This is a genomic window from Proteiniclasticum aestuarii, from assembly GCF_017368455.1.
In the GTDB taxonomy this organism is placed as follows: domain Bacteria; phylum Bacillota; class Clostridia; order Clostridiales; family Clostridiaceae; genus Proteiniclasticum; species Proteiniclasticum aestuarii.
The window spans coordinates 221501-244601 of the sequence record NZ_JAFNJU010000005.1 but is presented as its reverse complement, the minus strand read 5'-3'; the positions used below and the strand labels follow the sequence as shown (position 1 = coordinate 244601).

Annotated in this window: 22 protein-coding genes, 1 tRNA gene and 1 other annotated feature; of the genes, 10 read left to right on the top strand and 13 right to left on the bottom strand. The window is 47.2% G+C overall.

Translation table 11 applies throughout. The features are described 5' to 3' along the window. Positions 1 to 197: 197 nt before the first annotated feature. Positions 198 to 446: a binding site (T-box leader), on the top strand. A gap of 42 nt (positions 447 to 488) precedes the next feature. Next, complete coding sequence (gene asnA / locus J3A84_RS08490; RefSeq protein WP_207599577.1) at positions 489 to 1472, top strand: aspartate--ammonia ligase; 984 nt, start codon at positions 489 to 491, stop codon at positions 1470 to 1472. 136 nt (positions 1473 to 1608) lie between these two features. Here asnA and lysS read toward each other — a convergent pair whose 3' ends face one another. From lysS to J3A84_RS08440, 10 genes are all read right to left on the bottom strand, one after another. Next, positions 1609 to 3117 (bottom strand): lysine--tRNA ligase, encoded by a 1509-nt coding sequence (gene lysS, locus J3A84_RS08485; protein WP_207599576.1) that lies wholly within the window; start codon positions 3115 to 3117, stop codon positions 1609 to 1611. Between the two features lie 8 nt (positions 3118 to 3125). Next, entirely contained in the window at positions 3126 to 3608 is a 483-nt protein-coding gene (gene greA / locus J3A84_RS08480) for a transcription elongation factor GreA (protein WP_207599575.1), read from the bottom strand. 67 nt (positions 3609 to 3675) lie between these two features. Further along, complete coding sequence (dusB, locus tag J3A84_RS08475) at positions 3676 to 4647, bottom strand: tRNA dihydrouridine synthase DusB (RefSeq protein ID WP_207599590.1); 972 nt, start codon at positions 4645 to 4647, stop codon at positions 3676 to 3678. Beyond that, complete coding sequence (locus J3A84_RS08470; protein ID WP_207599574.1) at positions 4631 to 5410, bottom strand: type III pantothenate kinase; 780 nt, start codon at positions 5408 to 5410, stop codon at positions 4631 to 4633. Before J3A84_RS08470 ends, dusB begins: the two co-directional genes overlap by 17 nt. Positions 5411 to 5632: 222 nt before the next feature. Further along, a complete protein-coding gene (locus J3A84_RS08465) occupies positions 5633 to 7300 on the bottom strand; it encodes a formate--tetrahydrofolate ligase (protein ID WP_207599573.1) in 1668 nt (555 codons plus the stop codon). 24 nt (positions 7301 to 7324) lie between these two features. Continuing rightward, entirely contained in the window at positions 7325 to 7708 is a 384-nt protein-coding gene (locus J3A84_RS08460; RefSeq protein WP_242694085.1) for a thioesterase family protein, read from the bottom strand. A gap of 142 nt (positions 7709 to 7850) precedes the next feature. Then, positions 7851 to 9782, bottom strand: a complete 1932-nt coding sequence (gene ftsH / locus J3A84_RS08455; protein WP_207599572.1) for an ATP-dependent zinc metalloprotease FtsH — start codon at positions 9780 to 9782, stop codon at positions 7851 to 7853. A 128-nt stretch (positions 9783 to 9910) separates the two neighbouring features. Next, positions 9911 to 10453 (bottom strand): hypoxanthine phosphoribosyltransferase, encoded by a 543-nt coding sequence (gene hpt / locus J3A84_RS08450; RefSeq protein WP_207599571.1) that lies wholly within the window; start codon positions 10451 to 10453, stop codon positions 9911 to 9913. Next, on the bottom strand, positions 10446 to 11834 hold the full coding sequence (gene tilS / locus J3A84_RS08445) for a tRNA lysidine(34) synthetase TilS (RefSeq protein WP_207599570.1): 1389 nt from the start codon (positions 11832 to 11834) through the stop codon (positions 10446 to 10448). The genes hpt and tilS overlap by 8 nt, the downstream gene beginning before the upstream one ends. 130 nt (positions 11835 to 11964) lie before the next feature. Further along, on the bottom strand, positions 11965 to 12156 hold the full coding sequence (locus tag J3A84_RS08440; RefSeq protein WP_207599569.1) for a hypothetical protein: 192 nt from the start codon (positions 12154 to 12156) through the stop codon (positions 11965 to 11967). A 188-nt stretch (positions 12157 to 12344) separates the two neighbouring features. On the opposite strand from J3A84_RS08440, the gene J3A84_RS08435 reads away from it, so the two are divergent. Then, positions 12345 to 12420: transfer RNA gene (locus J3A84_RS08435), tRNA-Pro, on the top strand. A 104-nt stretch (positions 12421 to 12524) separates the two neighbouring features. Here J3A84_RS08435 and zupT read toward each other — a convergent pair. Together zupT and J3A84_RS08425 are read right to left on the bottom strand one after the other, a co-directional pair. Then, positions 12525 to 13355, bottom strand: a complete 831-nt coding sequence (zupT, locus tag J3A84_RS08430) for a zinc transporter ZupT (RefSeq protein ID WP_207599568.1) — start codon at positions 13353 to 13355, stop codon at positions 12525 to 12527. Positions 13356 to 13515: 160 nt separating this feature from the next. Continuing rightward, positions 13516 to 14394 (bottom strand): helix-turn-helix domain-containing protein, encoded by an 879-nt coding sequence (locus J3A84_RS08425; RefSeq protein ID WP_207599567.1) that lies wholly within the window; start codon positions 14392 to 14394, stop codon positions 13516 to 13518. Between the two features lie 218 nt (positions 14395 to 14612). Between J3A84_RS08425 and J3A84_RS08420 the strand changes: the two genes are divergently transcribed. The 8 genes from J3A84_RS08420 (at position 14613) to J3A84_RS08385 (ending at position 22354) form a co-directional block, all read left to right on the top strand. Then, entirely contained in the window at positions 14613 to 15275 is a 663-nt protein-coding gene (locus J3A84_RS08420; RefSeq protein ID WP_207599566.1) for a cobalamin B12-binding domain-containing protein, read from the top strand. After that, positions 15259 to 16419: an ABC transporter permease gene (locus J3A84_RS08415; RefSeq protein ID WP_207599565.1), complete on the top strand. Its 1161-nt coding sequence runs from the start codon at positions 15259 to 15261 to the stop codon at positions 16417 to 16419. The genes J3A84_RS08420 and J3A84_RS08415 overlap by 17 nt, the downstream gene beginning before the upstream one ends. After that, positions 16412 to 17095, top strand: coding sequence for an ABC transporter ATP-binding protein (locus J3A84_RS08410; RefSeq protein ID WP_207599564.1), 684 nt, complete (start codon positions 16412 to 16414; stop codon positions 17093 to 17095). Before J3A84_RS08415 ends, J3A84_RS08410 begins: the two co-directional genes overlap by 8 nt. Before the next feature lie 18 nt (positions 17096 to 17113). Further along, positions 17114 to 18496: a deoxyribodipyrimidine photo-lyase gene (locus tag J3A84_RS08405; protein ID WP_207599563.1), complete on the top strand. Its 1383-nt coding sequence runs from the start codon at positions 17114 to 17116 to the stop codon at positions 18494 to 18496. Next, a complete protein-coding gene (locus J3A84_RS08400; protein WP_207599562.1) occupies positions 18489 to 19181 on the top strand; it encodes a hypothetical protein in 693 nt (230 codons plus the stop codon). The genes J3A84_RS08405 and J3A84_RS08400 overlap by 8 nt, the downstream gene beginning before the upstream one ends. 90 nt (positions 19182 to 19271) lie before the next feature. Then, complete coding sequence (locus J3A84_RS08395) at positions 19272 to 19676, top strand: DUF2177 family protein (protein WP_207599561.1); 405 nt, start codon at positions 19272 to 19274, stop codon at positions 19674 to 19676. Positions 19677 to 19697: 21 nt separating this feature from the next. Continuing rightward, positions 19698 to 21494, top strand: coding sequence for a DAK2 domain-containing protein (locus J3A84_RS08390; protein WP_207599560.1), 1797 nt, complete (start codon positions 19698 to 19700; stop codon positions 21492 to 21494). A gap of 209 nt (positions 21495 to 21703) precedes the next feature. Continuing rightward, entirely contained in the window at positions 21704 to 22354 is a 651-nt protein-coding gene (locus J3A84_RS08385; protein ID WP_207599559.1) for a TraX family protein, read from the top strand. Between the two features lie 113 nt (positions 22355 to 22467). On the opposite strand, the gene J3A84_RS08380 is transcribed toward J3A84_RS08385, so the two are convergent. Continuing rightward, a complete protein-coding gene (locus J3A84_RS08380; protein WP_342590949.1) occupies positions 22468 to 23064 on the bottom strand; it encodes a TetR/AcrR family transcriptional regulator in 597 nt (198 codons plus the stop codon). Positions 23065 to 23101: the final 37 nt, after the last annotated feature.

Here is a 23101-nt window from a genome sequence, read left to right as displayed (position 1 = left end):
ATCCTCCTGATGTCCTGGGGTCGGATATCCTGTTCATCATAATGGCTTGTTTATTCTCTTTGCAACACTAAGTTCTGTTTCTCTCTTTTTTTCTTTTCTAAACGGAACTTACTATTACAATTAACATCAGAAGTGTCTTCGATAAAAACACAAAAGTTTTTCTTGACACTTCCTGAAAATTTTCTATAATGAGATATAACAAAGCGAAGATGAGAAGAGTACATCATGGTTAATGTCCTAGAGAGTCGGGGATGGTGCAATCCCGGTACAGAAGCATGGTCGAAGAACACCTCGGAGCTGCCAGAGGAAAGGAAACGAGTAGACCTGGACGGACCTCCCCGTTATAGGAGTCGGATATCGACAGATCCATTGTCTGTATCTTAAAAAGTGAGCTTTGTAAAGCTAAACTGGGTGGTACCGCGGAAGCCTTTCCTTTCGTCCCTATGTAGGGATGGAGAGGAATTTTTTATTTTGAGGAGGAAACCGCCATGTACAAACCGACCATGACCTTAAAAGAGACGCAGAAAGCCATCAAGCTCATCAAAGTGTTCTTCGAACACGAGCTTTCCGAGCGACTGAACCTGACCAGAGTGTCAGCTCCCCTTTTTGTGGAAAAAGGCACAGGCCTAAACGACGATCTCAATGGGATCGAAAGACCCGTGGCTTTTGATATCCTGGATTCAGGTAAAGAAGTGGAAATCGTGCAGTCTCTGGCCAAATGGAAAAGAAAAGCATTGAAAGACTATGAATTCTCCCTTGGGGAAGGACTCTATACCAACATGAATGCCATCAGGCGTGATGAGAAACTCGATCACATCCACAGCATCTATGTGGATCAGTGGGACTGGGAAAAGATCATCGGAGAAGGTGACAGAAACCTGGAGACCCTGAAAGATACGGTCTCTATCATCTACTCCATATTCAAGGATGCCGAACTGCTTCTTGCAAAGAAGTATCCATTCCTGAAGCCGGAGCTGCCTGAGGCCATCACTTTCATCACCGCCCAGGAGCTCTATGAGAAATATCCTGACAAGTCAGCCAAAGAAAGAGAAAGCGCTTTTGCAAAGGAATCAGGCGCATTCTTTCTCATCGGCATCGGTGATCATCTCACCAGCGGTGAAAGACATGACGGCCGTGCACCGGATTATGACGACTGGAGCTTAAACGGGGATCTTCTCTTCTACAACACTGTCCATGATGAGGTTCTGGAACTTTCTTCCATGGGCATCCGCGTGGACAAGGAGACGCTGCTGGCTCAGCTGAAGAAAGCCGGAAAAGAAGACCGCACAAGTCTTCCTTTCCATTCCCTTCTTCTGGAAGGGAAACTGCCTCAGACCATGGGCGGCGGAATCGGCCAGTCCAGAATCTGTCAGTTCCTTCTGAAGAAATACCACATCGGAGAGGTGCAGAGCAGCATCTGGCCTGAAGAAATGAGAAGTGAACTGGCTCTGAAAAACATTTCTCTCCTTTAGCAATCAGCATTCTCCTTATGATGAAAGGCAGGCTCCGCGCTCCGCGTTGCCTGCCTTGATCATACTTGCATAGAATCATGGATAAAAGCTCCCTCGGCATTCACTGCTGAGGGAGCTTTCTTATGCTGTTTATATTCTATTCCTGTGGCTTCATGGTCGGGAACAGTATGATGTCTCTTATGGAATGTGCATCCGTCAGGAACATGACGATACGGTCCACTCCGATGCCCAGTCCGCCTGTTGGAGGCATACCGGTTTCCAGGGCACTCATGAATTCCTCATCGATCATGTAGGCTTCATCATCCCCAAGCTCTCTTTCGCCGGCCTGCTGGTTGAATCTCTCTCTCTGAACAATCGGATCATTCAGCTCTGAATAGGCATTACAGATTTCTCTTCCGAAGATGAATCCTTCGAAACGCTCTGTATATTCCGGATTCCCTCTCTTCTTCTTTGTCAGCGGAGAGATCTCCACCGGATAGTCGGTGACGAAGGTAGGCTGAATCAGCTTGTCTTCGCAGAATCTCTCGAACATGGCATTTAGGACATCTCCCTTTGAGGTGTGCTCGATGTCGTATTTGAAGTCATCCTTCATATGATTCTCTCTTGCCGCTTCATGGGCTTCTTCCACAGTGATGGCATCGAAGTCAATACCTGTGGCTTCCTTCACAAGCTCAGCCATGGTGGCTCTTCTCCATGGAGGAGTCAGATCGATTTCTGTTTCCTCATAGGTGATCTTCATGGTGCCCAGCACCTTCTGTGCAACGGAAGAAACCAGATCCTCAGTGAGATCCATCATATCGTTGTAGTCGCTGTAGGCTTCATAGAGCTCAATCATGGTGAACTCAGGATTGTGCTTATAGTCGATTCCTTCATTTCTGAAGTTCTTGCCCATGTCATAGACCTTTTCAAAACCACCCACGATGAGTCTCTTCAGGTAAAGCTCTGTGGCGATTCTAAGATACATGTCGATATCCAGTGAGTTGTGATGGGTGACGAAGGGTCTGGCCGCCGCTCCACCCGCGATGGGGGATAGAATCGGTGTCTCCACCTCCAGGTATCCTCTCTCATCCAGATAGTTTCTGATTTCTCTGATGATCTTCGTTCTCTTGATCATCTTTTCCTTCACATCAGGATTCACAATCAGGTCCACTTCTCTCTGACGATAGCGAAGATCCGCATCCTGCAGTCCATGCCACTTGTCTGGAAGTGGTTTCAGGGCTTTGGCGATGAGCTCAAAGCTTGATACCTGAAGAGATACTTCGCCTGTTCTTGTGATGAAAACTTCACCCTCCACACTGATCCAGTCTCCCAGGTCCAGTGTCTTGAAGAACTTCAGCTTTTCTTCTCCTACGTTGTCCAGCTTGATGTAGAGCTGAAGCTTCCCTTCTCTGTCATGAATATCGGAGAAGCCCGCTTTTCCCTGCACTCTCTTTCTCATAAGCCTTCCTGCAGTCTTGATCTTCACGCCTTCTAGTGCTTCGTGATTCTCCTTGATTTCCGTGGAGTTGTGTGTCACTTCCACCTTATAGACATCAAAAGGATCCTGCCCTGCATCCTGCAGCGCTTTCAGCTTTTCTCTTCTCTGCATCTCCTGTTCTGACAGTCTGATTTCATGTTCTCTGATGTTATTCTCTTCGTTTGTCAATCCTGCACCTACTCTCTTCCTATTTCTAATATCTTGAACTTGCTTGTTCCATTTGGTACAACGGCCACGACTTCATCATCCACTTTATGTCCGATGAGCGCACTGCCCACCGGTGATTCGTTGGAGATCTTGAAGTTCATGGGATCCGCCTCTGTGGAACCCACAATGGAATATGTCACTTCTTCCTCAAAATCATAGTCGTATACTTTCACGGTGCAGCCTACACTGACCACATCCAGTGAAATCTCACTTTCATCAATGACGGATGCATTTCTTAGTGTATTCTCAAGCTGTGAAATCTTACCTTCCACAAAAGCCTGCTCATTCTTCGCTTCATCATATTCGGAGTTTTCACTGAGATCCCCATATCCCAGCGCAACTTTGATTTTCTCTGTTATTTCTTTACGTTTCACTGTCTTCAGGTATTCCAGTTCCTTTTCCAGTTTTTTGACACCCTCATAGGTCATTACATACTTTTTTGCTTCACTCATTTTAAATCCCCTTAATGGTTTATTTGATTTCCTATTATAGTAACATTGTCCTTATATGTCAATGATTTTAGCTTTTTTCAGCCAGCTTCTCTTTGTAGGAAGCCAGTGTTTTCAGTACTACTTCGGGGTCCGTCTCGTAATTGATGGTGTTTTTCACCTCTGTACTATTGGGCATCCCTTTCAGGTACCAGCCCACATGCTTTCTCATTTCCCTTACCGCCTTATACGCTCCGTCATAAGCCAGTGTGTTGTTGTAGTGGAGAATCAGCGTATCCAGCCGCTCCCCATATCCAGGCCTTTCATAGGCTCTTCCTTCCATGGCGGCATGGATTTCCTCAAAGATCCATGGATTTCCAAGGGCTCCTCTGGCCACCATGATGCCATCACATCCTGTTTCAAACATATCCAGGGCATCCTGTCCGCTGAAGATGTCTCCGTTTCCGATGACCGGAATACTCAGACTCTCCTTGATCTTTCGGATGACTTCCCTGTCCGATGTTCCAGAATAAAACTGGTCTCTGTATCTTCCGTGCACCGTCACAAGGTCAGCCCCCGCATCTTCCATTCGCTTGGCGAAATCCACTGCGGTCTCCTCCCCCATCTTAAACCCTCTCCTGAACTTGCAGGTGACGGGTTTATGCGTAGATTTCTTCACTTCCGTGATGATCTCCGCAGCTTTTTTCGGATCCAGCATCAGAGAGGATCCTTCGCCGTTCTTCACGAGTTTCGGTGCGGGACAGCCCATATTGATGTCGATGAGCACGATGTCCTCATTCTCACTGAGTTTGCCGGCGATTTTCGCAAGAATCTCTTTCTCGCTGCCGAAGAGCTGCACCGCGATGGGCTTTTCCTTGGGCGAAATCCTCAGAAGCTCCTTTGTGTTTTCACTTCCGTAATGCAGCGCTTTGGCGCTGACCATTTCAGAGTATACCATAGAACAGCCCATGGATATGGCGATTTCCCTGAAGGAAATATCTGTTACGCCAGCCATGGGTGCCAGAAAGACATTACTCTCGAGTACACTATTTCTTATTTTTATCATATATCAGTTTCAGCCCTTCCAGGGTAAGATTCGGTTCCACAACATCAATGCAGTCCGTATTCTGATTGATCAGTCTCGAAAAGCCACCCGTTGCCACAACAAAGGGCTCCTCCTCGCCTTCCGCCATCATCTCCGCTTTCATGAGCTTGACCAGATGCTCCACCAGGCCGATATAGCCATGAACCATGCCCGACTGCATGGAAACCACCGTATTCTTCCCGATGACTTTCTCAGGCTTCATGAGCTCGATTCTGGGCAGCTTTGCGGCTTTCTGGAAAAGCGCTTCTGCGGAAATCTTGATTCCAGGTGAAATGATTCCCCCTGCATAGGTTCCATCCTTCTTCACGGAGCAGAATGTGGTTGCCGTGCCGAAGTCGATGATGATGAGACTTCTCTTGTATTTCGCTGTAGCCGCCACCGCATTGACGATTCTATCCGCTCCCACTTCCTTGGGATTGTCGGTTTTCACATTGATTCCAGTCTTCACTCCGGCTCCCACCACAATGGGGGTCACCTTGAACACCTTTCTCACCATGTTTTCCAGCGAATACATGACGTTGGGCACTACAGAGGAAATGATGACGCCATCAATGCTTTCCACATCGAGATGATTCAGCCTGAAGAGACTGATCACATCGATGGAGATCTCGTCAGAGGTCTTCATGTAATTGGTGGACAGTCTGAAGTCCGAGACAATGCTCGTGCCATCATGTACACCCATGACGATATTGGTGTTTCCTACATCGATTAATAATATCATAAGACAACTCCCCATAATATTTTAAAAGCAGCTGTAAAGCTGCTGATGAATACATTTTTCTGTGCTGTTATATTTTTGAACAATATAATTTTAGCAATAACCTACCGTTTGTCAAGTAAATCGGGCAAATCCGTTGAAGTTTGACTTAACTGTCCGGCTTCCTGTTTTCATAAGAAAAGTGAAGTCAGTCATTGGGACTGGCTTCACCATTATTCATATTTTCTAGAATAATCCGAGTATGTTTCCATCCTCATCAATGTCCATATTGTTGGCAGCTGGAACCTTCGGCAGACCAGGCATGGTCATGACATCTCCTGTGAGGCATACAATGAAGCCTGCGCCGTTTGAAAGCTTCACCTCATTGACCTTCACTTCGAAGCCCGAAGGCGCTCCCAGAAGCTTAGGGTTGTCAGAAAGGGAGTACTGGGTCTTCGCCATACAGATGGGCTTCTTGTCCAGTCCCATGGCCTCGATTTCTCGGATGGCCTTTTCCGCCTTCGGTGAGTAGGCGACGCTGCTTCCGCCGTAGATTTCCTTCACGATGGTGCCGATCTTCTCCTTTATAGGAAGCTCCACATCATATAGAGGCTTATAGGTGCCCGCACCCTCTGCCACCTCGATGACCTTATGAGCAAGCTCGACTCCGCCTTCTCCGCCTTTTTCCCATACTTCGGTCAGGGCAACCTTGACGTTCATCTTGTTCAGGAAGTTCTCGATGTACTGGATTTCCTCATCCGAATCGGAAACGAATTTATTGATGGCAACCACAGGCTCCAGATTGAACTTTCTGATGTTCTCAATCTGCTTCTCCAGGTTGACGATTCCCTTTTCAAGCCCCTCCACATTCGGAGTGGAAAGATCCGCTTTCTGTACGCCGCCGTGATGCTTCAGCGCTCTTACAGTTGCCACAATGACCACCGCACTTGGGTTCAGTCCACCGAATCTGCACTTGATGTCCAGGAACTTCTCTGCACCGAGGTCTGCACCGAATCCCGCTTCTGTGACCACATAATCGCCCAGCTTCAGCGCAGTCTTTGTGGCCAGGATGCTGTTGCACCCATGCGCGATATTGGCAAAAGGTCCGCCATGGATGATGGCAGGGGTGTTTTCAAGGGTCTGAACCAGATTCGGCATGATGGCATCCTTCATGAGAAGCGCCATGGCGCCCTGGACGTTGAGGTCCCTGGCAAAGATCGCTTCTCCGTCATAATTGTATCCGATCATGATCTGACCCATTCTTTCCTTCAGGTCTTCCAGTGATGTGGCAAGGCAGAGAATCGCCATGATTTCAGAAGCCACCGTGATCATGAATCCGTCTTCTCTCGGGAAGCCGTTGGGCTTTCCACCAAGACCCACGTTCACCTGTCTGAGCGCTCTGTCATTCATGTCCAGGACTCTCTTGAAGAGAATTCTTCTTACATCTATATTCAGTTTATTTCCCTGATGGATGTGATTGTCTATGGCTGCAGAAAGAAGATTGTTGGTGGTGGTGATGGCATGCATATCCCCTGTGAAATGAAGGTTGATGTCCTCCATGGGCACTACCTGCGAATATCCACCGCCGGCAGCGCCACCCTTGACCCCGAATACAGGTCCAAGAGAAGGTTCACGCAGCGCGATAACCGCTTTCTTTCCGATCTTTGTCAGTGCCTGACCCAGTCCTACCGTTACGGTAGACTTTCCTTCTCCTGCAGGAGTCGGATTGATGGCGGTGACCAGGATGAGTTTCGCATCCTCCGTCTTCTCTTCTCTTCTTAAGACGTCCAGAGAAATCTTCGCCTTGTACTTTCCGTAAAAGTCCAGATCGTCCTCCGTAAGTCCCATCTGTCCTGCCACATCCCTGATGTGGAGCATGGTTGATTCCTGTGCAATTTGAATATCTGTTTTCAAAGTGTACCTCCTAAATTGTATATATTATTTGCTGAATTTACTCATGAATCTCTGTGCATCTACCATTACTCTGTCGTGAATCGCTTCACCGATGAGCATTTCGCCCTCATAGGCTTCGATGCGAAAGTGTAGTCTTCTGCCTTCCATTTCCAGAAGCTCTGCTCGTGCACGCACTGCGCCGCCCACTACCGTGGCTTTCAGGTGGGATATGTCCATTTTCACGCCTACCGTGGTCTCCCCTTCCGAAAGGCCGGGCTTGACAAGCTCCTTGGACGCATATTCCATCAGGGCCACCAGAGCAGGTGTGGCATACACCGGTAGATCTCCGGAGCCGTGGGCTTCTGCGGTATCTTCTTCTGTCACGATCTTAGTATGTTCATAGACCATTCCCGGTCTCAGTTTGTCCATATAGTAATACCTCCAATTCAAATACCATTATAACATCCCTTGAGATCTGATTAAAGCGCTTACCCGAGAATCTGTAATCATTTACATTTCTTCGTAAAATAATAGGCAGAACAACTGCCTATTATCATCTTCTATCATATAATCAGCTTTCGGTCACAGGTCTTCCTTTAAAGTCCTCTTCTTCAGCCTTTTCTTCCACTACCACTTCTGGTGCCTTCTTCGCTTCCTTCACTGGTATCTCATCCCCATGGACACGTTTTGTGATCTGACCGGTGGTGAAAAGTTCTTCGAACTCTTCCGCTTCGATCTTCTCGAATTCCAGAAGCTTGGCAGCCAGAATATGAAGTTTATCCATGTTTTCTGTAAGGATTTCTTCCGCCTTCTTATAAGCGGTATCCACCAGTTCCTTCACTTCATCGTCGATGAGCTCGCCCATCTTCTCAGAAAAGTTCTTGGACTTGCTGAAATCTCTACCCAGGAACACTTCCTGGTCCTCTCCAAAGGAGATGGTGCCCACCTTATCACTCATTCCATATTCCGTTACCATGGACCTTGCGATCTTCGACACTCTGTCGATGTCGTTCTTGGCCCCTGTGGAAATATCCTTCAGCACTAGAGATTCCGCCACTCGGCCCCCCAGAAGGGAGACCATCATGTCCAGAAGCCTTGATTTACTCATATAAGAGCGGTCTTCTGTAGGAATGTGCATGGTGTATCCACCAGCCATGCCTCTTGGAATGATACTGATCTGATGGATGGGATCCATATTCGGAAGCACTCTGCCGATGATGGCATGGCCTGCTTCATGATAGGCTGTCAGCCTTCTTTCATGGTCGGAGACCAGTCTGGATTTCTTTTCCGTTCCCGCAATGACTCTGGTGATGGCTTCATCCAGCTCTCTCATGGTGATGAACTTCTTATTTGCTCTCACCGCCAGAAGGGCTGCTTCATTGGTGAGGTTCTCAAGGTCGGCTCCTGTGAAGCCAGTGGTCATTTTGGCCAGGGAACTCAGATTCACATCTTCACCCAGTGGCTTCTTTCTGATATGCACCTTAAGAATCTCTTCTCTTCCCTGAGCATCCGGATAGCCCACCGCAATCTGTCTGTCGAATCTTCCGGGTCTCAGGAGTGCATTATCCAGAATGTCAGGTCTGTTGGTTGCCGCGATCATGATGATACCTTCATTGATACCGAAACCATCCATCTCCACCAGCAGCTGATTCAGTGTCTGTTCTCTTTCATCATGTCCACCACCAAGACCTGCTCCTCTTTTTCTGCCCACCGCATCGATTTCATCGATGAAGATGATGCATGGAGCATTTTTCTTGGCCTGCTCGAACATGTCTCGCACTCTGGATGCTCCGACACCGACGAACATTTCCACAAAGTCTGAACCGGAAATGCTGAAGAAGGGAACACCCGCTTCTCCCGCCACCGCTTTGGCAAGCAGCGTCTTACCTGTTCCAGGAGGTCCTACCAGCAGAATTCCCTTTGGAATTCTGGCACCCAGATCCAGATACTTCTTCGGATTCTTAAGGAATTCCACCACTTCCTCCAGTTCATACTTTTCTTCTTCCGCACCAGCCACATCCTTGAAAGTCACGGACTTGTTGTCGGGGTTGGCCATTTTGGCACGGCTCTTTCCGAAATTCATGGCGCTTCGGTTGCTGTTGCCCATATTCTGATTCTGCTTGTTCATGAAAATCAGGAACATGGCTACACCACCTAGAAGAAGCACGGGTGTCAGAATGGACCAGATGGAGAAGTCGGATCTTGGCGTGTATCTTTCGATGACCGTGTCCTTCCCTTCCTCACTCAGAAACTGGGCCAGTCTTTCAGGTGCCGCCACCGTTGTGAAAGTGGTGTCATCTGTTTTGATTCCCTTGATGGTCATGCCATCACTGGAGATATTGATTTCTTTGATTTTGTCTGCTCTGTACTCGGTGGTGAACTCATTAAACGAAATGGAATTCAGCTGATTGTCCACGTTGTTGAATAACAGCATGGCGATGAAAAACAGCATGATTACCGCAACAAAGCTGAACATATTGGGTACTTTACGATTTGTATTCATACGCTCATCAGGCAATTCTACTTTTTGCCTGCTCCTTTCTTTTGCTCATTTAGAAGAATGCTCTTCCAATTAAATTGTATACTATTTATTCTACAGGGAAATCCTGAAAGAATAAAGGATAATCGATCTTATTTCTGATAAATTTCTTCTTTAAGGGATGCCACATAAGGAAGATTTCTGTACTTTTCCGCATAATCGATGCCATAGCCGATGATGAACTCATCAGGGACTTCATAGCCCACATAGGTTACGGGAATGTCATTGGTTCTTCTTTCCTTCTTGTCCAGAAGACACACGATATCGATTCCGGCAGCGCCTCTTGTCTTGAGATAGTTCACAAGATAGCTTAAGGTCAGGCCTGTATCGATGATGTCCTCCACGATGAGTATATTCTTTCCTGTGATGTCCATGTCCAGATCCTTATTGATCTTCACGACACCGGAGCTTACCGCTCCCGTTCCGTAACTGGACACTTCCATGAACTCGATATTGCAGGGGATGGTGATTTCCTTCATGAGATCTGTCATGAATACCACAGATCCTTTCAGGATGCCCACCAGCACCAGGTCCTTTCCTTCAAAGTCCCTGCTGATCTTCGCTCCCAGTTCTCTGCACTTATCTGCCAGCTCTTCTCTGCTGATCAGCACTTCTTTTACATCATTTTCAATCATTTGGTTCCTCCTCAAAGATTCCGATTTCAAGAATCTTCTCTGTATTGTCTTTCACTTTATAATCATCACTGATGATCATGGATCCGATATAGAACACCTCATTTCTGTTCTGGAAGATGAGCAGCCTGTCCCGGTCTTCTCTGCTGATCTTCTTATCAATGAGAATATTCTTGAGTTTTCTGTATCCGTTCATGCCGAAGGGTCTCATCCGGTCGCCTTCCTGCCGGTTTCTCACAATGACGGTTTCCTCCATGAGATCGCCATTGAAGAATCTCAGTTTCTTGTCCTTGACCATCTCATCTCTTTCCACATAACGGAGTCGGATGGTCTTCCCATCCACCAGGTAGGTCCCTGGAATTTTCAGTTCCTCATGAAGCATTCTTTCTTCCCTTTCTGAATCTGCTTTTTTTCTCTCGATTATGAGATTTCCATAATCGTTTCTGGCTATGACGTCATCCTTGATATCGACGCGTTTACCGGTCTCCTTTTTCTGAAGAGCCATCATGTCCCGGATATGCACTTCTTCGATGTCGGACACATCCCCTTTCACGACGGAAATGGCCTGTAAAAGTACTCGCGTCAGCAGCGCCTTGTGGGCTTGAAACGCTTCCTTCTCAATGACGATCCTCTTATTTTCCACCTGTTTCACATACAGACGTTTCACTTTCTCCATCTCGATCTGTATATAATCAAGATCATCCTTCAGAAGTTCCGACATTCTCCATACCGTTTCGGGGAAATCCTCATTGAAGTTTTCTCTGATATAGGGAATCAGTTCATTTCTCACTTTGTTTCTCTGATAGACATTGTCCCTGTTGGAATCATCTTCCCTGGGCATCATCTGCCGCTTGTCAAGGTAACCGCAAAGCTCCTCTTTCTTCAGAAACAGGATGGGCTTGATGAACTCCTCTCTTTTCGAAGACATTCCCGTGAGTCCATTGAGACCACTGCCTCGCATGAGATTGAGGAGGATGGTCTCCACCTGGTCATCCAGGTGATGGGCCGTGGCGCACTTCTCATAGTTATGGTTTACCATAATATCCTTAAAAAATGCATACCTTACTTCTCTTCCTGCCGCTTCAAAGGACAGTCCTTTTTCCTTTGCATAGGTCTTCACGTCTTTCCTCATACTGTAGAAAGGAATGGAAAGCCTTTCGGCCGTCTCTCTGCAGAAGACTTCGTCCGCCAAAGCATCTTCTCCTCTTAACATGTGATTCACATGGCAGGCACCCAGCTCCATTGGCAGGGACGCCTTCAGCTCGTGCAGCATCAGAAGAAGGGCCAGCGAATCCGCTCCCCCGGAAAAAGCCACGAGAATTTTCTCATCTCGTCTGATCAGGTTATTGGAAAGGATGTATTCCTTCACTCTTTCAAGAATCATTTCTGCTCCTTCCTGGGCATAATGTCTCCATATTACTGTTCTTACTAATGTACCTTCTTAGTTTACATGCTTTTTTCTTTGATATCAATGAAAAAGGCAAGGTTGAAAACCCTGCCTTCTTGCACTTCTTCTATTCCATTTCATCGGGTGTGTACAGATCCACCACCGTGTCCGCCTTCAGGGAAGGATCTTCATTCAGGTCTCTGGGGCCTCGCATGGTATTGATTCCTTTACAGTTCTGGCATTCATATCCTTCTTCTGTAAGTATGAAGTATGTTATTTTCTCGCAGTTTATGCAATAAGCATCTTTTGCTTCCAGCATGGTCATCCATCTCCTTTCGACGAAACTATGGTTTACTTTATTATACAATGCATCTACTCTGCTTTAATTAATATTGTAGAAAGATACTGTAAACATTATTTTTTCCATTTCCGCTCCCCTCCCATCACAGGATTCTGGAATCAGGTCTTGAATGTTCCATGGCGATAGGCTATAATTAGTTTGTTCGTCGGGGTGTAGCGCAGATGGTAGCGTGCTTGACTGGGGGTCAAGAGGTCGCAAGTTCAAGTCTTGTCACTCCGACCATTTTCATGAAAAAGACTGTTTCCAGAGAGAAGAATTCTCAACGGAAACAGTCTTTTTTCTGCTTATTCAATAATCACTGCATAAACCGCAGATGAACAGATTCATCAGCTGAACAGCACCAGACTTGCGGCCATGACCATCATCCCTGAGATCAGTCCGTAGATTGCGATATGATGTTCTCCGTACTTTTCCGCTGTGGGCAAAAGCTCATCCAGTGAAATATACACCATGATTCCTGCCACCATGCCAAATACAATGCCGAACATGGAATCACTCAGAAAACTTCTCAGAAGGAAGTAGCCGATGATGGCACCGATGGGTTCTGACAGCCCGGAAAGAAAAGAGAACTTGAACGCCTTTCTTCTGCTTCCGGTGGCATAGAAGATGGGTACAGAGACCGCGATACCTTCCGGTATATTATGGATGGCTATGGCGATGGCTATGCTCACACCCATGGTGGGGTCTTCCAAAGCCGCAATGAACGTGGCCAGCCCTTCCGGAAAGTTATGGATGGCTATGGCCAGGGCTGAAAACAGACCCATACGAAGCAGCTGATGGGATTCATGGGCATCCTTCTCCTGCTGTGGAAGCTCTTCCATCTCACTTGGATCCTTCAGCTCATGGGGATTCTCCGCTTTGGGCACCAGTTTGTCGATGAGGGCAATGATGAAAATCCCGCCGAAGAAAGACAACGTGGCATAAAGATAGCCCAGGCTTTCCCCATGTACCGCTTCCAGAGAATCTCTTGCCTTCACAAAGACTTCTATGAGAGATACATAGATCATGACCCCTGCGGAAAAGCCCAAGGCTGCGGACAGGAATTTTTTATTGGTTTTCTTCGTGTAGAAAGCCATAAGACTTCCCACTCCTGTGGCCAGACCGGCAAAAACAGTCAGCCCAAAGGCAAATAATATGGTTCCGGTATCGTAATTCAAACAAGTCACCTCTCTTTGCTATCCATTCTATTATAAGCACTGCCTACATTCAATGGATGAATTGAATTTAAGGATGAGATTTATCTCCTGTCAGACCTGCATCAGTAACACCTCTTAAGAGAAGGCGCCCCGATCAAGAGCTTGGTCGGGGCGCTTTTCCTTATATTCTTCTCAGATTCTTCTCTATTTCATCGATGTCTCTGCAGTACTTGTCGGCGCCGGTAACCATGGCCACATTCTCCACACGGTCGAAAGCACCTCCCCCGATGAGAATCGTAGGTGTCTTCGTGCCGAATCTCTGCTTCAGAATGTCGATGAGATTCTTTGCGGAGTCGATGTGGTAGGCGATGGTCACAGAGAGAATGATGGCATAGGGCTTCTTCTCCTCGATGGCCTGAATGATGTTGTCTGTGGGAATGAGATTCCCCAGATAGATCACATTGTGACCATTGGCTTCCAGCATGTCTCCCACCATCTTGAGACCGATATTGTGCTGCTCAGCACCCGGGGTCAGAAGGAGAATGGGTTTTCTGTCTTCGTTTTCCTTATACTTCCTTCTTTTGATCAGCGCCATATTCTCCAGGGAGATTTCCGAAATGAAATGCTCTTTCCAGATGGGCAGTTCTCCCTTCTCCCAGAGTTCTCCTACCTCTCTCAAGGAGCGCCTGATATAGTCCTCATAGATGACTCTGGAGGGCACCCCCTTTTTCAGGAAGGAAAGAAGGATCTTTCTCACCGCTTTCTTGTCTCCATCCAGAAGACTCTTCATGTATTCCTCATAGGTGAACTCCGGCTTTTCCTCTTCCACACTCTTCTCCTGGACTTTCTGGGCATAGTCTTCTCTTCCAAGGAGATAATCCACCGACACCTTATAAAGATCTGCAATTTCCGCTACTTTCATAAGATCCGGTACTCTGGTTCCATTTTCATAATTGGCGATGGTGGTCTGTCCGATGCCAAGAAGCTTGGCTGCATCTTTCTGCGTCAGATTATTTTTCTTTCTCAGCTCTTTGATTCTGATGGTGAATTCACTGTTCATCTTCTATCATGCTCATCCATTCTGAGCACTTCTCCTCCTCTCTATATAGTTCTTCTTTGCACTCATTATGTGATATTTTTCGTATTATCGTATTTGTGATTCTATTAAATCACGTTTTGTGATAATAAGCAAGTTATACAATTAAATTGATTGCAATATTTCATTGCGTGGTATATTATGAACACAACGAATAATAATTATCAGTAAAGAGGTGTGTTATGAACAATTATCTGATGGAATTCAATGAAATCATTGAATCCGAAAACAGAGAGAAATCTCTCTCATTTGTCAAGGAACTTCTTGAAGAACGAAAACTCAGTGTCATGGATGTATACGAAAAAGTGCTGACCCCTTCCCTGAATTCCATGGAAGGTACAGGAAACGAAGAAATGGATATCTGGAAAGAGCATATCAGAACTTCCATCGTGAGAACCATCATCGAAAACATGTATCCCTATGTGATCAGAGAGCGAGATGAGAAATACGGCGTGAAGAGTGGAAAAAAGGTTGCAGTCATCTGCCCCAGCGATGAATATCATGAACTGGGCGCTAGAATGATCACCGACTATTTCACCATGCTGGGCTATGAATCTACATATGTGGGCAGCAACACCCCAAGAGAGGTATTCGTATCCGGCCTGAAAACGCAGAATCTGGATTATATCGCCATCAGCATCTCCAATCCCTATCATCTGATTTCCACCCGAAACACCATCGCAAGGATCAGAGAAGTGGACAAAAACGTGAAAATCATCGTTGGGGGTCACGCCATTAAAAGTCTCGGTGAAAAAGCCCAGATTCTGAAGGCAGACTATATCCTGACCACTTTCGATGACATCATTTCACTAGCAGGAGGACATACAGATGAAACTACCCTTTAAAATCGCGCTACGGTTTCTTAAATCCAGCAAAGGACAGACCCTGCTCATTGCCCTGGGCATCGCCATCGGCGTATCGGTTCAGATCTTCATCGGCTCCCTGATTCAGGGGCTTCAGAAGTCACTTGTGGATACCACCATCGGCAATCAGCCTCAGATAAGCATCACAGCAACCAACGAGGATAAACTCATTGAAGGATATGATGAAATCCTCTCCTCCATAAGAGACAAGGAAGATCAGGTGATCAACCTTTCAGTCGCAGCAGACGGTCCGGCTCTGATCAATCACGAGGATGACACCTTCAGCATCCTTGTACGAGGATTCAACATCGATGAATCCGATGCGCTTTACAACATCAAAGAGAGCGTCGTGGAAGGAACTCTTCCTGAAAACGACTATGAAGTCCTGATCGGTATCGATCTCAAGAACGAGTCCGGCATCGATATCGGAGATGAAATCGACGTGGTGGCCAATTTCGGCGAAACCCATACCTTCACCGTGACAGGAATCTTCAACCTGGGCGTATCGTCCCTGAACAGCTCCTGGACCATCACAACTCTTCCCACCACCCAGGACATGTTCTCCTTTGAAGATCGTGTGACCAGCATCGACATGCAGGTGACGGATGTGTTCGCAGCAGATGCTGTGGCCGCATCCATCAGTGACAGACTGAGCAGTGATGAACTGCTGGTGGACAACTGGAAGGACCAGAATGAGGATCTCCTCAGCGGTCTCAACGGACAGAGCGTCTCCAGCATCATGATTCAGGTCTTCGTCATGATCTCCGTACTCCTTGGTATCGCAAGCATCCTTGCCATCACTGTAGTGCAGAAATCCAAGCAGATCGGTATCCTGAAAGCCATGGGTATAAGAGATAAGACTTCCAGTCTCATCTTCCTGTTCCAGGGACTTCTGCTAGGTGTTGCAGGCGCAGTTCTGGGTGTCATTCTAGGCCTCCTTCTGGCCTTCGCCTTCACGAAATTCGCCCTGAATCCGGATGGAACCCCGGTGGTTCCTCTGTTCATTGACCCCATGTTCATTGCCCTGTCTGCATTCATTGCCGTCATCGCATCCGTCGTCGCCGCACTTATTCCTGCCAGAAAGTCCTCCAGACTGGACCCCATCGAGGTGATCAGAAATGCGTAAGAATATCATAGAACTGAAAAACATCAATAAAATATATGGAACCACAGTGAAGACCCAGGTCCTTTATGACCTGAATCTAGATATAGAGGAGGGAAGCTTCACTTCCATCATCGGACAGTCCGGCAGCGGTAAGAGCACCCTGCTGAACATCGTGGGCACCCTGGATAAACCCACCAGCGGAGAAGTCTTCATCGGTGGAAAAAGGACAGACCAGATGAAGAAGGATGAGCTGGCGGATCTCCGAAACAAAACCATGGGATTCATCTTCCAGTTCCACTATCTCCTTCCGGAATTCACAGCCCTTGAAAATGTGCTGATGCCACACCGCATCATAGATGAGAAGGTCAGCAGGGAAACCCTGGACCGCGCCAACGAACTCATGAATCTCGTCGGCCTAGAAAAGGTGAAGAACAACCTGGCCACCAACATGTCCGGTGGACAGCAGCAGAGAACCGCCATCGCCAGAGCCCTCATGAACAATCCCAAGATCATCCTGGCGGATGAACCCACAGGTAATCTGGACTCCGACACCACAGAGACCATCTACAATCTACTGCGTGACATCAATGAGAAATTCGGCACCACCTTCGTCATCATCACCCATGATCGAAGAATCGCGGAGAAAGCCGACAGAATCGTGGAAATCTCCGATGGCAAGGTCGGAATGGATATCTAGAAAGAAGGGGGCGCGAAGATGATTCCACAAGGACGAATACAGAAACTCAATAACATGGACCCTCGAGAGGGAGACTACGTCCTTTACTGGATGCAGGCCTCCCAGAGAGTAACCTGCAATCATGCACTAGCCTATGCCATAGATGAAGCAAACAGACTTCATCTTCCCCTTCTGGTCTATTTCGGACTCACGGACGACTATCCCGAAGCCTATGAAAGGCACTACCGTTTCATGGTGGAGGGACTTCTGGAAGTGAAGAAGGAGCTTTGGGCCATGGGCATCCAGTTCATCGTTCTGAAGGACACTCCCTCCACGGGAGCCGTGAAGCTGTCGGAGAAAGCAGCGCTACTGGTCACCGATCGAGGGTACCTGAGCCTCCAGCGAAAGTGGCGGAGCGAAGCGGCAGAAGCAGCATCCTGCCCCATGTTCCAGGTGGAATCCGACGTTCTGGTTCCTGCAGATGAAACTTCCATGAAGGAGGAGTATTCGGCAGCGACCATACGGAGGAAAATCGAGCGACTGATCCCAGAATACGCGCTGCCCCTGGAAAGAAGAAAGATGGAAAACTTTTCCCTTGCCATTTCGCCAGCCTTTCCTTCCATCCCCTTTGAAGATGCAGAATCTGTCATGGAAGAGCTCAGTGTGAACAGGGAGGTATCCACCGTGTCTCACCTCTATAAAGGCGGATACAGTGAGGCCCGAAGAAGACTGGATGAATTCATCAAACACAGACTGGACTTCTATGCGGACAAGAGAAATGACCCTTCCGAGAATCTGGGCTCCGACCTCTCCCCTTATTTCCATTTCGGCCAGATTTCGCCGCTGGAAATCTATCTATCCCTGAAGGACCATCACTCGGAAAACAAAAGAGTGTTTCTGGATGAGCTCATCGTCCGAAGAGAGCTGGCGGTGAACTTTGTCCTTCATAATCCCAATTATGACTCCTTCGCCTCCATCACGTCCTTTGCAAGAGAAACGCTTCTGGCACACCAGGAGGATGAAAGGCCCTACCTTTACACTCTGACAGAACTGGAAGAAGGAAAGACCCATGATCCCTACTGGAATGCGGCGCAGCTTGAAATGGTCCACACGGGCAAGATGCAGGGATATATGAGAATGTACTGGGGCAAGAAGATCATCGAATGGACGGAAAGTCCCGAAACCGCCTATGAAACTGCACTGCATCTCAACAACAAGTACAATCTGGACGGCAGAGACCCCAATGGGTTCGCAGGAGTTGCCTGGTGCTTCGGAAAGCATGACAGAGGCTGGAAAGAGCGTCCCATCTTCGGAAAGGTGCGCTACATGAATGCCAATGGTCTGGAGAGAAAATTCGATATGAAAACCTATGTGGAGAAGGTCCAGGAAGACATAGGAAGGAGCATAAATCATCATGCGTAAGGAAAACATCATCACAAAAGAGAAAATCGAAATCGGCATACTGAAGGATCTCCTGCCGCATTATGAACTGGAAAAGCTTGAAGCGGCCTATCCGGAACTGCGCTTTATACAATGCAGAAAGGCACCAGAGACAGACGACATACACTTTTTCATCGGGCCGGATCCTTCAGGTCATGATCCCTTCGGCGCATCTGTGGATCTTCTGAAGGATCCCATCGCCTTCTGGGACTATAAAAGAAGAGTCATGGCCTATACCTGGCTGAAGGATCTTCCCCTCACAGATCTCACAGATCTCTATGAAGCCTGGTATATTCTCAAATTTCTCTGTCAGGAGATCCATAACACCAGAGCAAGAAAGCTGGGCAGAGACATGGCCGCATTAGAGGTTCAGAGTCCACCGGAAGTCCTCGAACTGTTTCGCAGCGAGATTCTTCTGATTCTCACTAAACCTTCCAGTTCCGCCCGAATCAGAGGCAGCCTCTGGAAAAACTACAGCAATCAGCTGAAGAAGACGAAAACGCCTCTGGCCGGCATCAAGACGCCGGAAGACCCGAGAAGCGAGGACACGCTTCTGGAAGAGCTCCGAATTCTGGAGAAAGAAGCTCTTGCCACCAGACTTTTCTTCGGAACCTCACCGATTCTATACAAAGAGACCGAAGAGAAAGATGCAGAAAAGTCGAAATAATAACATTTTGTACAACACTCAGAAATAAATCTGATTTATAATAAGTATATATACCTGAAGCTGACAATAAATGCCAAGGAGGAAACCGTTATGCAATTTTTAAAACTTTATCTCATGACCCTGGTCATCTTCTTTCTCGTTGACATCGTATGGCTCGGCGTCATCTCGAAAAAACTCTACAAGGAATATCTGGGTCATCTCATGGGACCTGTGAACTGGCCCGCAGCTCTGATCTTCTATGCCATGTTCATTGCAGGACTTGTATTTTTCGTCATAAGTCCAGCCATCGAAAAACAGAGCCTCTTCTATGCAGTCTCTGTCGGTGCATTCTTCGGACTCATCACCTATGGCACCTATGATCTGACGAATCTGGCTACACTGAAAGACTGGCCCGTGACCATCACCATCATTGATCTGATGTGGGGAACCTTTTTAAACGCAGCCACCGCCGGCATCACCTATTATGTGGCAACGAACCTGTTCAATATTAGATAAGTCAGAAGGAGACCAAAGAGTATGAGTATAACTTATTTAGACAGTGAAAAAATCTATTATTCCTTTCTATCGGGGGCACAGGAAGTCATCCGGAACAAGAGGGTGCTGAATGAAATCAATGTATTTCCCGTATCCGATGGAGACACTGGAAGCAATCTTGCCCATACGATGTATACCATCATGCAGGAAGCGAAGATTGCGAAGACCGTCAAGGAAACCATGAATTCCATCGCCGATGCGGCGCTGACAGGAGCCAGAGGAAATTCCGGCATCATCATCGCCCAGTACATCAACGGAATCTTCATGAGTATCCGAACCGACGACAATCTTACCATGGCCTCCTTCGCGGATATGGTTAAAAACGCCGTTCCTCATGCCTATCACGCCATCTCAAACCCCGTGGAAGGCACCATCATCACCGTCATCAAGGACTGGGCGGAAGCCATTGACAGATACAAAGACCATGCCAAGGATTTTCATGAGCTTCTATCAAGCTCAGCCCAGGTGGCCATCGCCTCATTGAAGGAGACTCCCCATCAGCTGAAGATTCTGGAAGAGTCCAATGTGGTGGATTCCGGCGCCAAAGGATTCGTCTATTTCGTGGAAGGATTCACGCAGTTTCTGAAGACCGGACATTTCGTTTCCGACCATGACATAGACCAGGAGGACATTGCCTTCACCGAATATCCTTCCCATGATCACGACGTCATCCATGAACGGTACTGCACCGAAGCGCTGCTCTCCGGAACGAATCTGGACCTTGATGCAATCAGAAATGAGCTGACCCCTTACGGAGATTCCCTTATCGTGGCAGGAAATACAGGCAAGGCCAAGGTTCACATTCATACCAATGAGCCTACTCAGATCTTCCAGATTCTGAAGACCAAGGGTATCATCCTGCAGCAGAAAGCGGATGATATGATCCGCCAGAATGAAGACGCCTACCACAGAAAATATCCCATCGCCCTGGTGACGGATTCCATTGCGGATCTCCCTCTGGAGTATATGGATCAGCACCAGATTCATATGATGCCGCTGAATCTGCTCTTCGACAGCTCCACTTATCTGGATAAGGTGACCATGACGCCGGAAGTGTTCTATCCCCTCCTGGACCAGGTGGAGGAATACCCCAAATCCGCTCAGCCCAATCCGAAAGTGGCGGAGAATTACCTCGGAACCATCGCCTCCCATTACGACAAGATCCTCGTCATCACCGTGGCGAAAGCCCAGAGTGGTACCCATGGAGTCCTTGATAAAGCAGCAGAGCGTTTCAGAAAGGATGGGAAGGAAATCATCGTCGTCGATTCGAAGCAGAATTCCGGTGCAGAAGGACTTCTCGTCATGAAGGCATCCGAGCTGATCCAGCAGGGGAAAGATCTCCCAGAAATCGTATCGGAAATTGAAGCCTTGAGAAAGGACACGAAAATCCTTGTCAGTGTCAATACCTTGAAATACATGGTCCGATCCGGAAGACTGAACAAGGCCGCAGGCCTTGCCGGTTCCATCATGAATCTCAAACCAGTGGTTTCACTGGATGATGAAGGAAAAGGCAGCATTGCCGCAAAAGCATTCAGTGAAAAGTCCAATACCGATAAGATTCTGCAGATTATGAAAAATGATCATGACCACAAGAAAATCACCCGTTTCTCCATCCTGCATGCCAACGCCGAGAAGCGGGCCAATGACCTGAAAGAAAGAGCTGTAGCCCTCTTGGGCTACGAACCTGAATATACAATGAACATTTCCACCATTGTAGGAATGAGCGCAGGTGTGGGAACCGTTGCCGTATCCTACATGTGCGAGAATGTAGATTCATGAGTCTGCACATCGGACTGAGAGGATTTCAAAGCCTATGCCAGATGAACCAGTAAGTTCTTCCCCTGGTTTCTGAAGAAAAGCACATGAATAAGAGAAGTAACCACACATGCTCAGGATGAGATTTCATTCTTTCGTCCTGAGCATGTTCAGATGAAAAGACCATTATTCAATGAGAAGTCATGACGATACAGAGAGTAGGAGTTAATTGTATGAACAACACGTATTTGAAACTGATCGCACTGACCACCATGATTATTGACCATGTAGGCGCAATTTTCTTTTCCTTTGAACCCAATTTCAGAATCATAGGCAGAATCGCCTTCCCCATCTACTGTTTTCTTCTGGTGGAAGGATACTTCCATACAAGAGATGTGAAGAAATACAGCATACGTCTGCTCCTGTTCGCACTGGTGTCTGAACTGCCCTTTGATTACGCATTCTTCGGTGGTATGAACAACACCCATCAGAACATCTTCTTCACCCTTTTTCTTGGCCTCTTAGCGGTTCATGCCATAGAAGAGTATTTCATGAAAAAGCCTGTGATTTCCGTGGCCGTACTCTTTCTCGCGTTTTTTCTGTCGGAATACTTTCATACGGATTACGGAATGCTGGGCATTCTCTATATCCTCACATTCTATGGACTGAGAAAGGTGGATGGACTGAGAAAGGTGCTTCTCATGGTTGTCTTCATCGGAATTCTCAACATCCTTCTTTCCAGAGGTGTTCAGTACTATTCCGTTCTTGCGGTTCCCTTTATTGCAGCCTACAACGGAAAACCCGGCCCCAGAAACATCCTTCTGAAATACGGATTCTACACCGCCTATCCCCTGCATCTTCTGATTCTGTATCTGCTTCAGTAGCAGGGGAGCAAGGATACCCTACATGATTTCCTGCTGCAACAGCAGAACCCGGAAAACCATCCAGATGGATGATTTTCCGGGTTCTGTTTTTTTCTGAAGAATATTCTGAGATTCTATTTCGTGTGAAGGAACATACCTGCTCTTAGAATCTCCATGACTTTATCCACCACCGTATCAAACTCTTCCTCATTATCCTCGTCAAACATGACATACTTCAGACCGATGAAGTTCGATACCCCCATCAGGAGATAACTGAGGATCACAGGGTCCACGTTGACCACTTCTCCCTCGCCCTGGGCTTTCTTCAGCGCCTGGGCATATCTGTCGGCGAAGCTCTCATAATAATCCACAAACAGCGTCTTATCTATATACAGCGACTCCCAGATGATGTTGTAAACATGTTTGTTTTTCCGAATGAAATGGAGAAATGCTTTGAGACCGATCTTTTCCGCTTCAAATCTGGTGTGAGACGGCTTGATGTCCACTGCGATGGCTTTTCTGATTTCGTGGCTGTAGCTTAGCAGAAGATACTTATATAAGCTGTACTTGTCCTTGAAATAGATATAGAAAGTCCCCAGCGCGATATCCGCTTCATTGGTGATATCAATGATGGAGGTGGCATGATAGCCCTTCTCATAAAACAGGTCTTCCGCAGCACGTACGATATTGTCTAAAGTTTTCTGTCCTCTTTTGGTTTTCGGTAAATTCACAAACTCTTCCAAGTGTTTCTCCTAACTGCCAGTCCTT

Bases quoted from the DNA above. Each gene is read 5' to 3' on its own strand.
- tilS (WP_207599570.1), bottom strand. From the start codon at position 11,834: ATGATTCTTGAAAGAGTGAAGGAATACATCCTTTCCAATAACCTGATC.
- J3A84_RS08390 (WP_207599560.1), top strand. From the start codon at position 19,698: ATGAGTATAACTTATTTAGACAGTGAAAAAATCTATTATTCCTTTCTA.
- ftsH (WP_207599572.1), bottom strand. From the start codon at position 9,782: ATGAATACAAATCGTAAAGTACCCAATATGTTCAGCTTTGTTGCGGTA.
- greA (WP_207599575.1), bottom strand. From the start codon at position 3,608: ATGAGTGAAGCAAAAAAGTATGTAATGACCTATGAGGGTGTCAAAAAA.
- J3A84_RS08410 (WP_207599564.1), top strand. From the start codon at position 16,412: ATGCGTAAGAATATCATAGAACTGAAAAACATCAATAAAATATATGGA.
- J3A84_RS08400 (WP_207599562.1), top strand. From the start codon at position 18,489: ATGCGTAAGGAAAACATCATCACAAAAGAGAAAATCGAAATCGGCATA.
- J3A84_RS08385 (WP_207599559.1), top strand. From the start codon at position 21,704: ATGAACAACACGTATTTGAAACTGATCGCACTGACCACCATGATTATT.
- J3A84_RS08395 (WP_207599561.1), top strand. From the start codon at position 19,272: ATGCAATTTTTAAAACTTTATCTCATGACCCTGGTCATCTTCTTTCTC.
- J3A84_RS08440 (WP_207599569.1), bottom strand. From the start codon at position 12,156: ATGCTGGAAGCAAAAGATGCTTATTGCATAAACTGCGAGAAAATAACA.
- hpt (WP_207599571.1), bottom strand. From the start codon at position 10,453: ATGATTGAAAATGATGTAAAAGAAGTGCTGATCAGCAGAGAAGAGCTG.
- J3A84_RS08420 (WP_207599566.1), top strand. From the start codon at position 14,613: ATGAACAATTATCTGATGGAATTCAATGAAATCATTGAATCCGAAAAC.
- J3A84_RS08415 (WP_207599565.1), top strand. From the start codon at position 15,259: ATGAAACTACCCTTTAAAATCGCGCTACGGTTTCTTAAATCCAGCAAA.
- J3A84_RS08460 (WP_242694085.1), bottom strand. From the start codon at position 7,708: ATGGACAAACTGAGACCGGGAATGGTCTATGAACATACTAAGATCGTG.
- J3A84_RS08470 (WP_207599574.1), bottom strand. From the start codon at position 5,410: ATGATATTATTAATCGATGTAGGAAACACCAATATCGTCATGGGTGTA.
- J3A84_RS08405 (WP_207599563.1), top strand. From the start codon at position 17,114: ATGATTCCACAAGGACGAATACAGAAACTCAATAACATGGACCCTCGA.
- J3A84_RS08425 (WP_207599567.1), bottom strand. From the start codon at position 14,394: ATGAACAGTGAATTCACCATCAGAATCAAAGAGCTGAGAAAGAAAAAT.
- asnA (WP_207599577.1), top strand. From the start codon at position 489: ATGTACAAACCGACCATGACCTTAAAAGAGACGCAGAAAGCCATCAAG.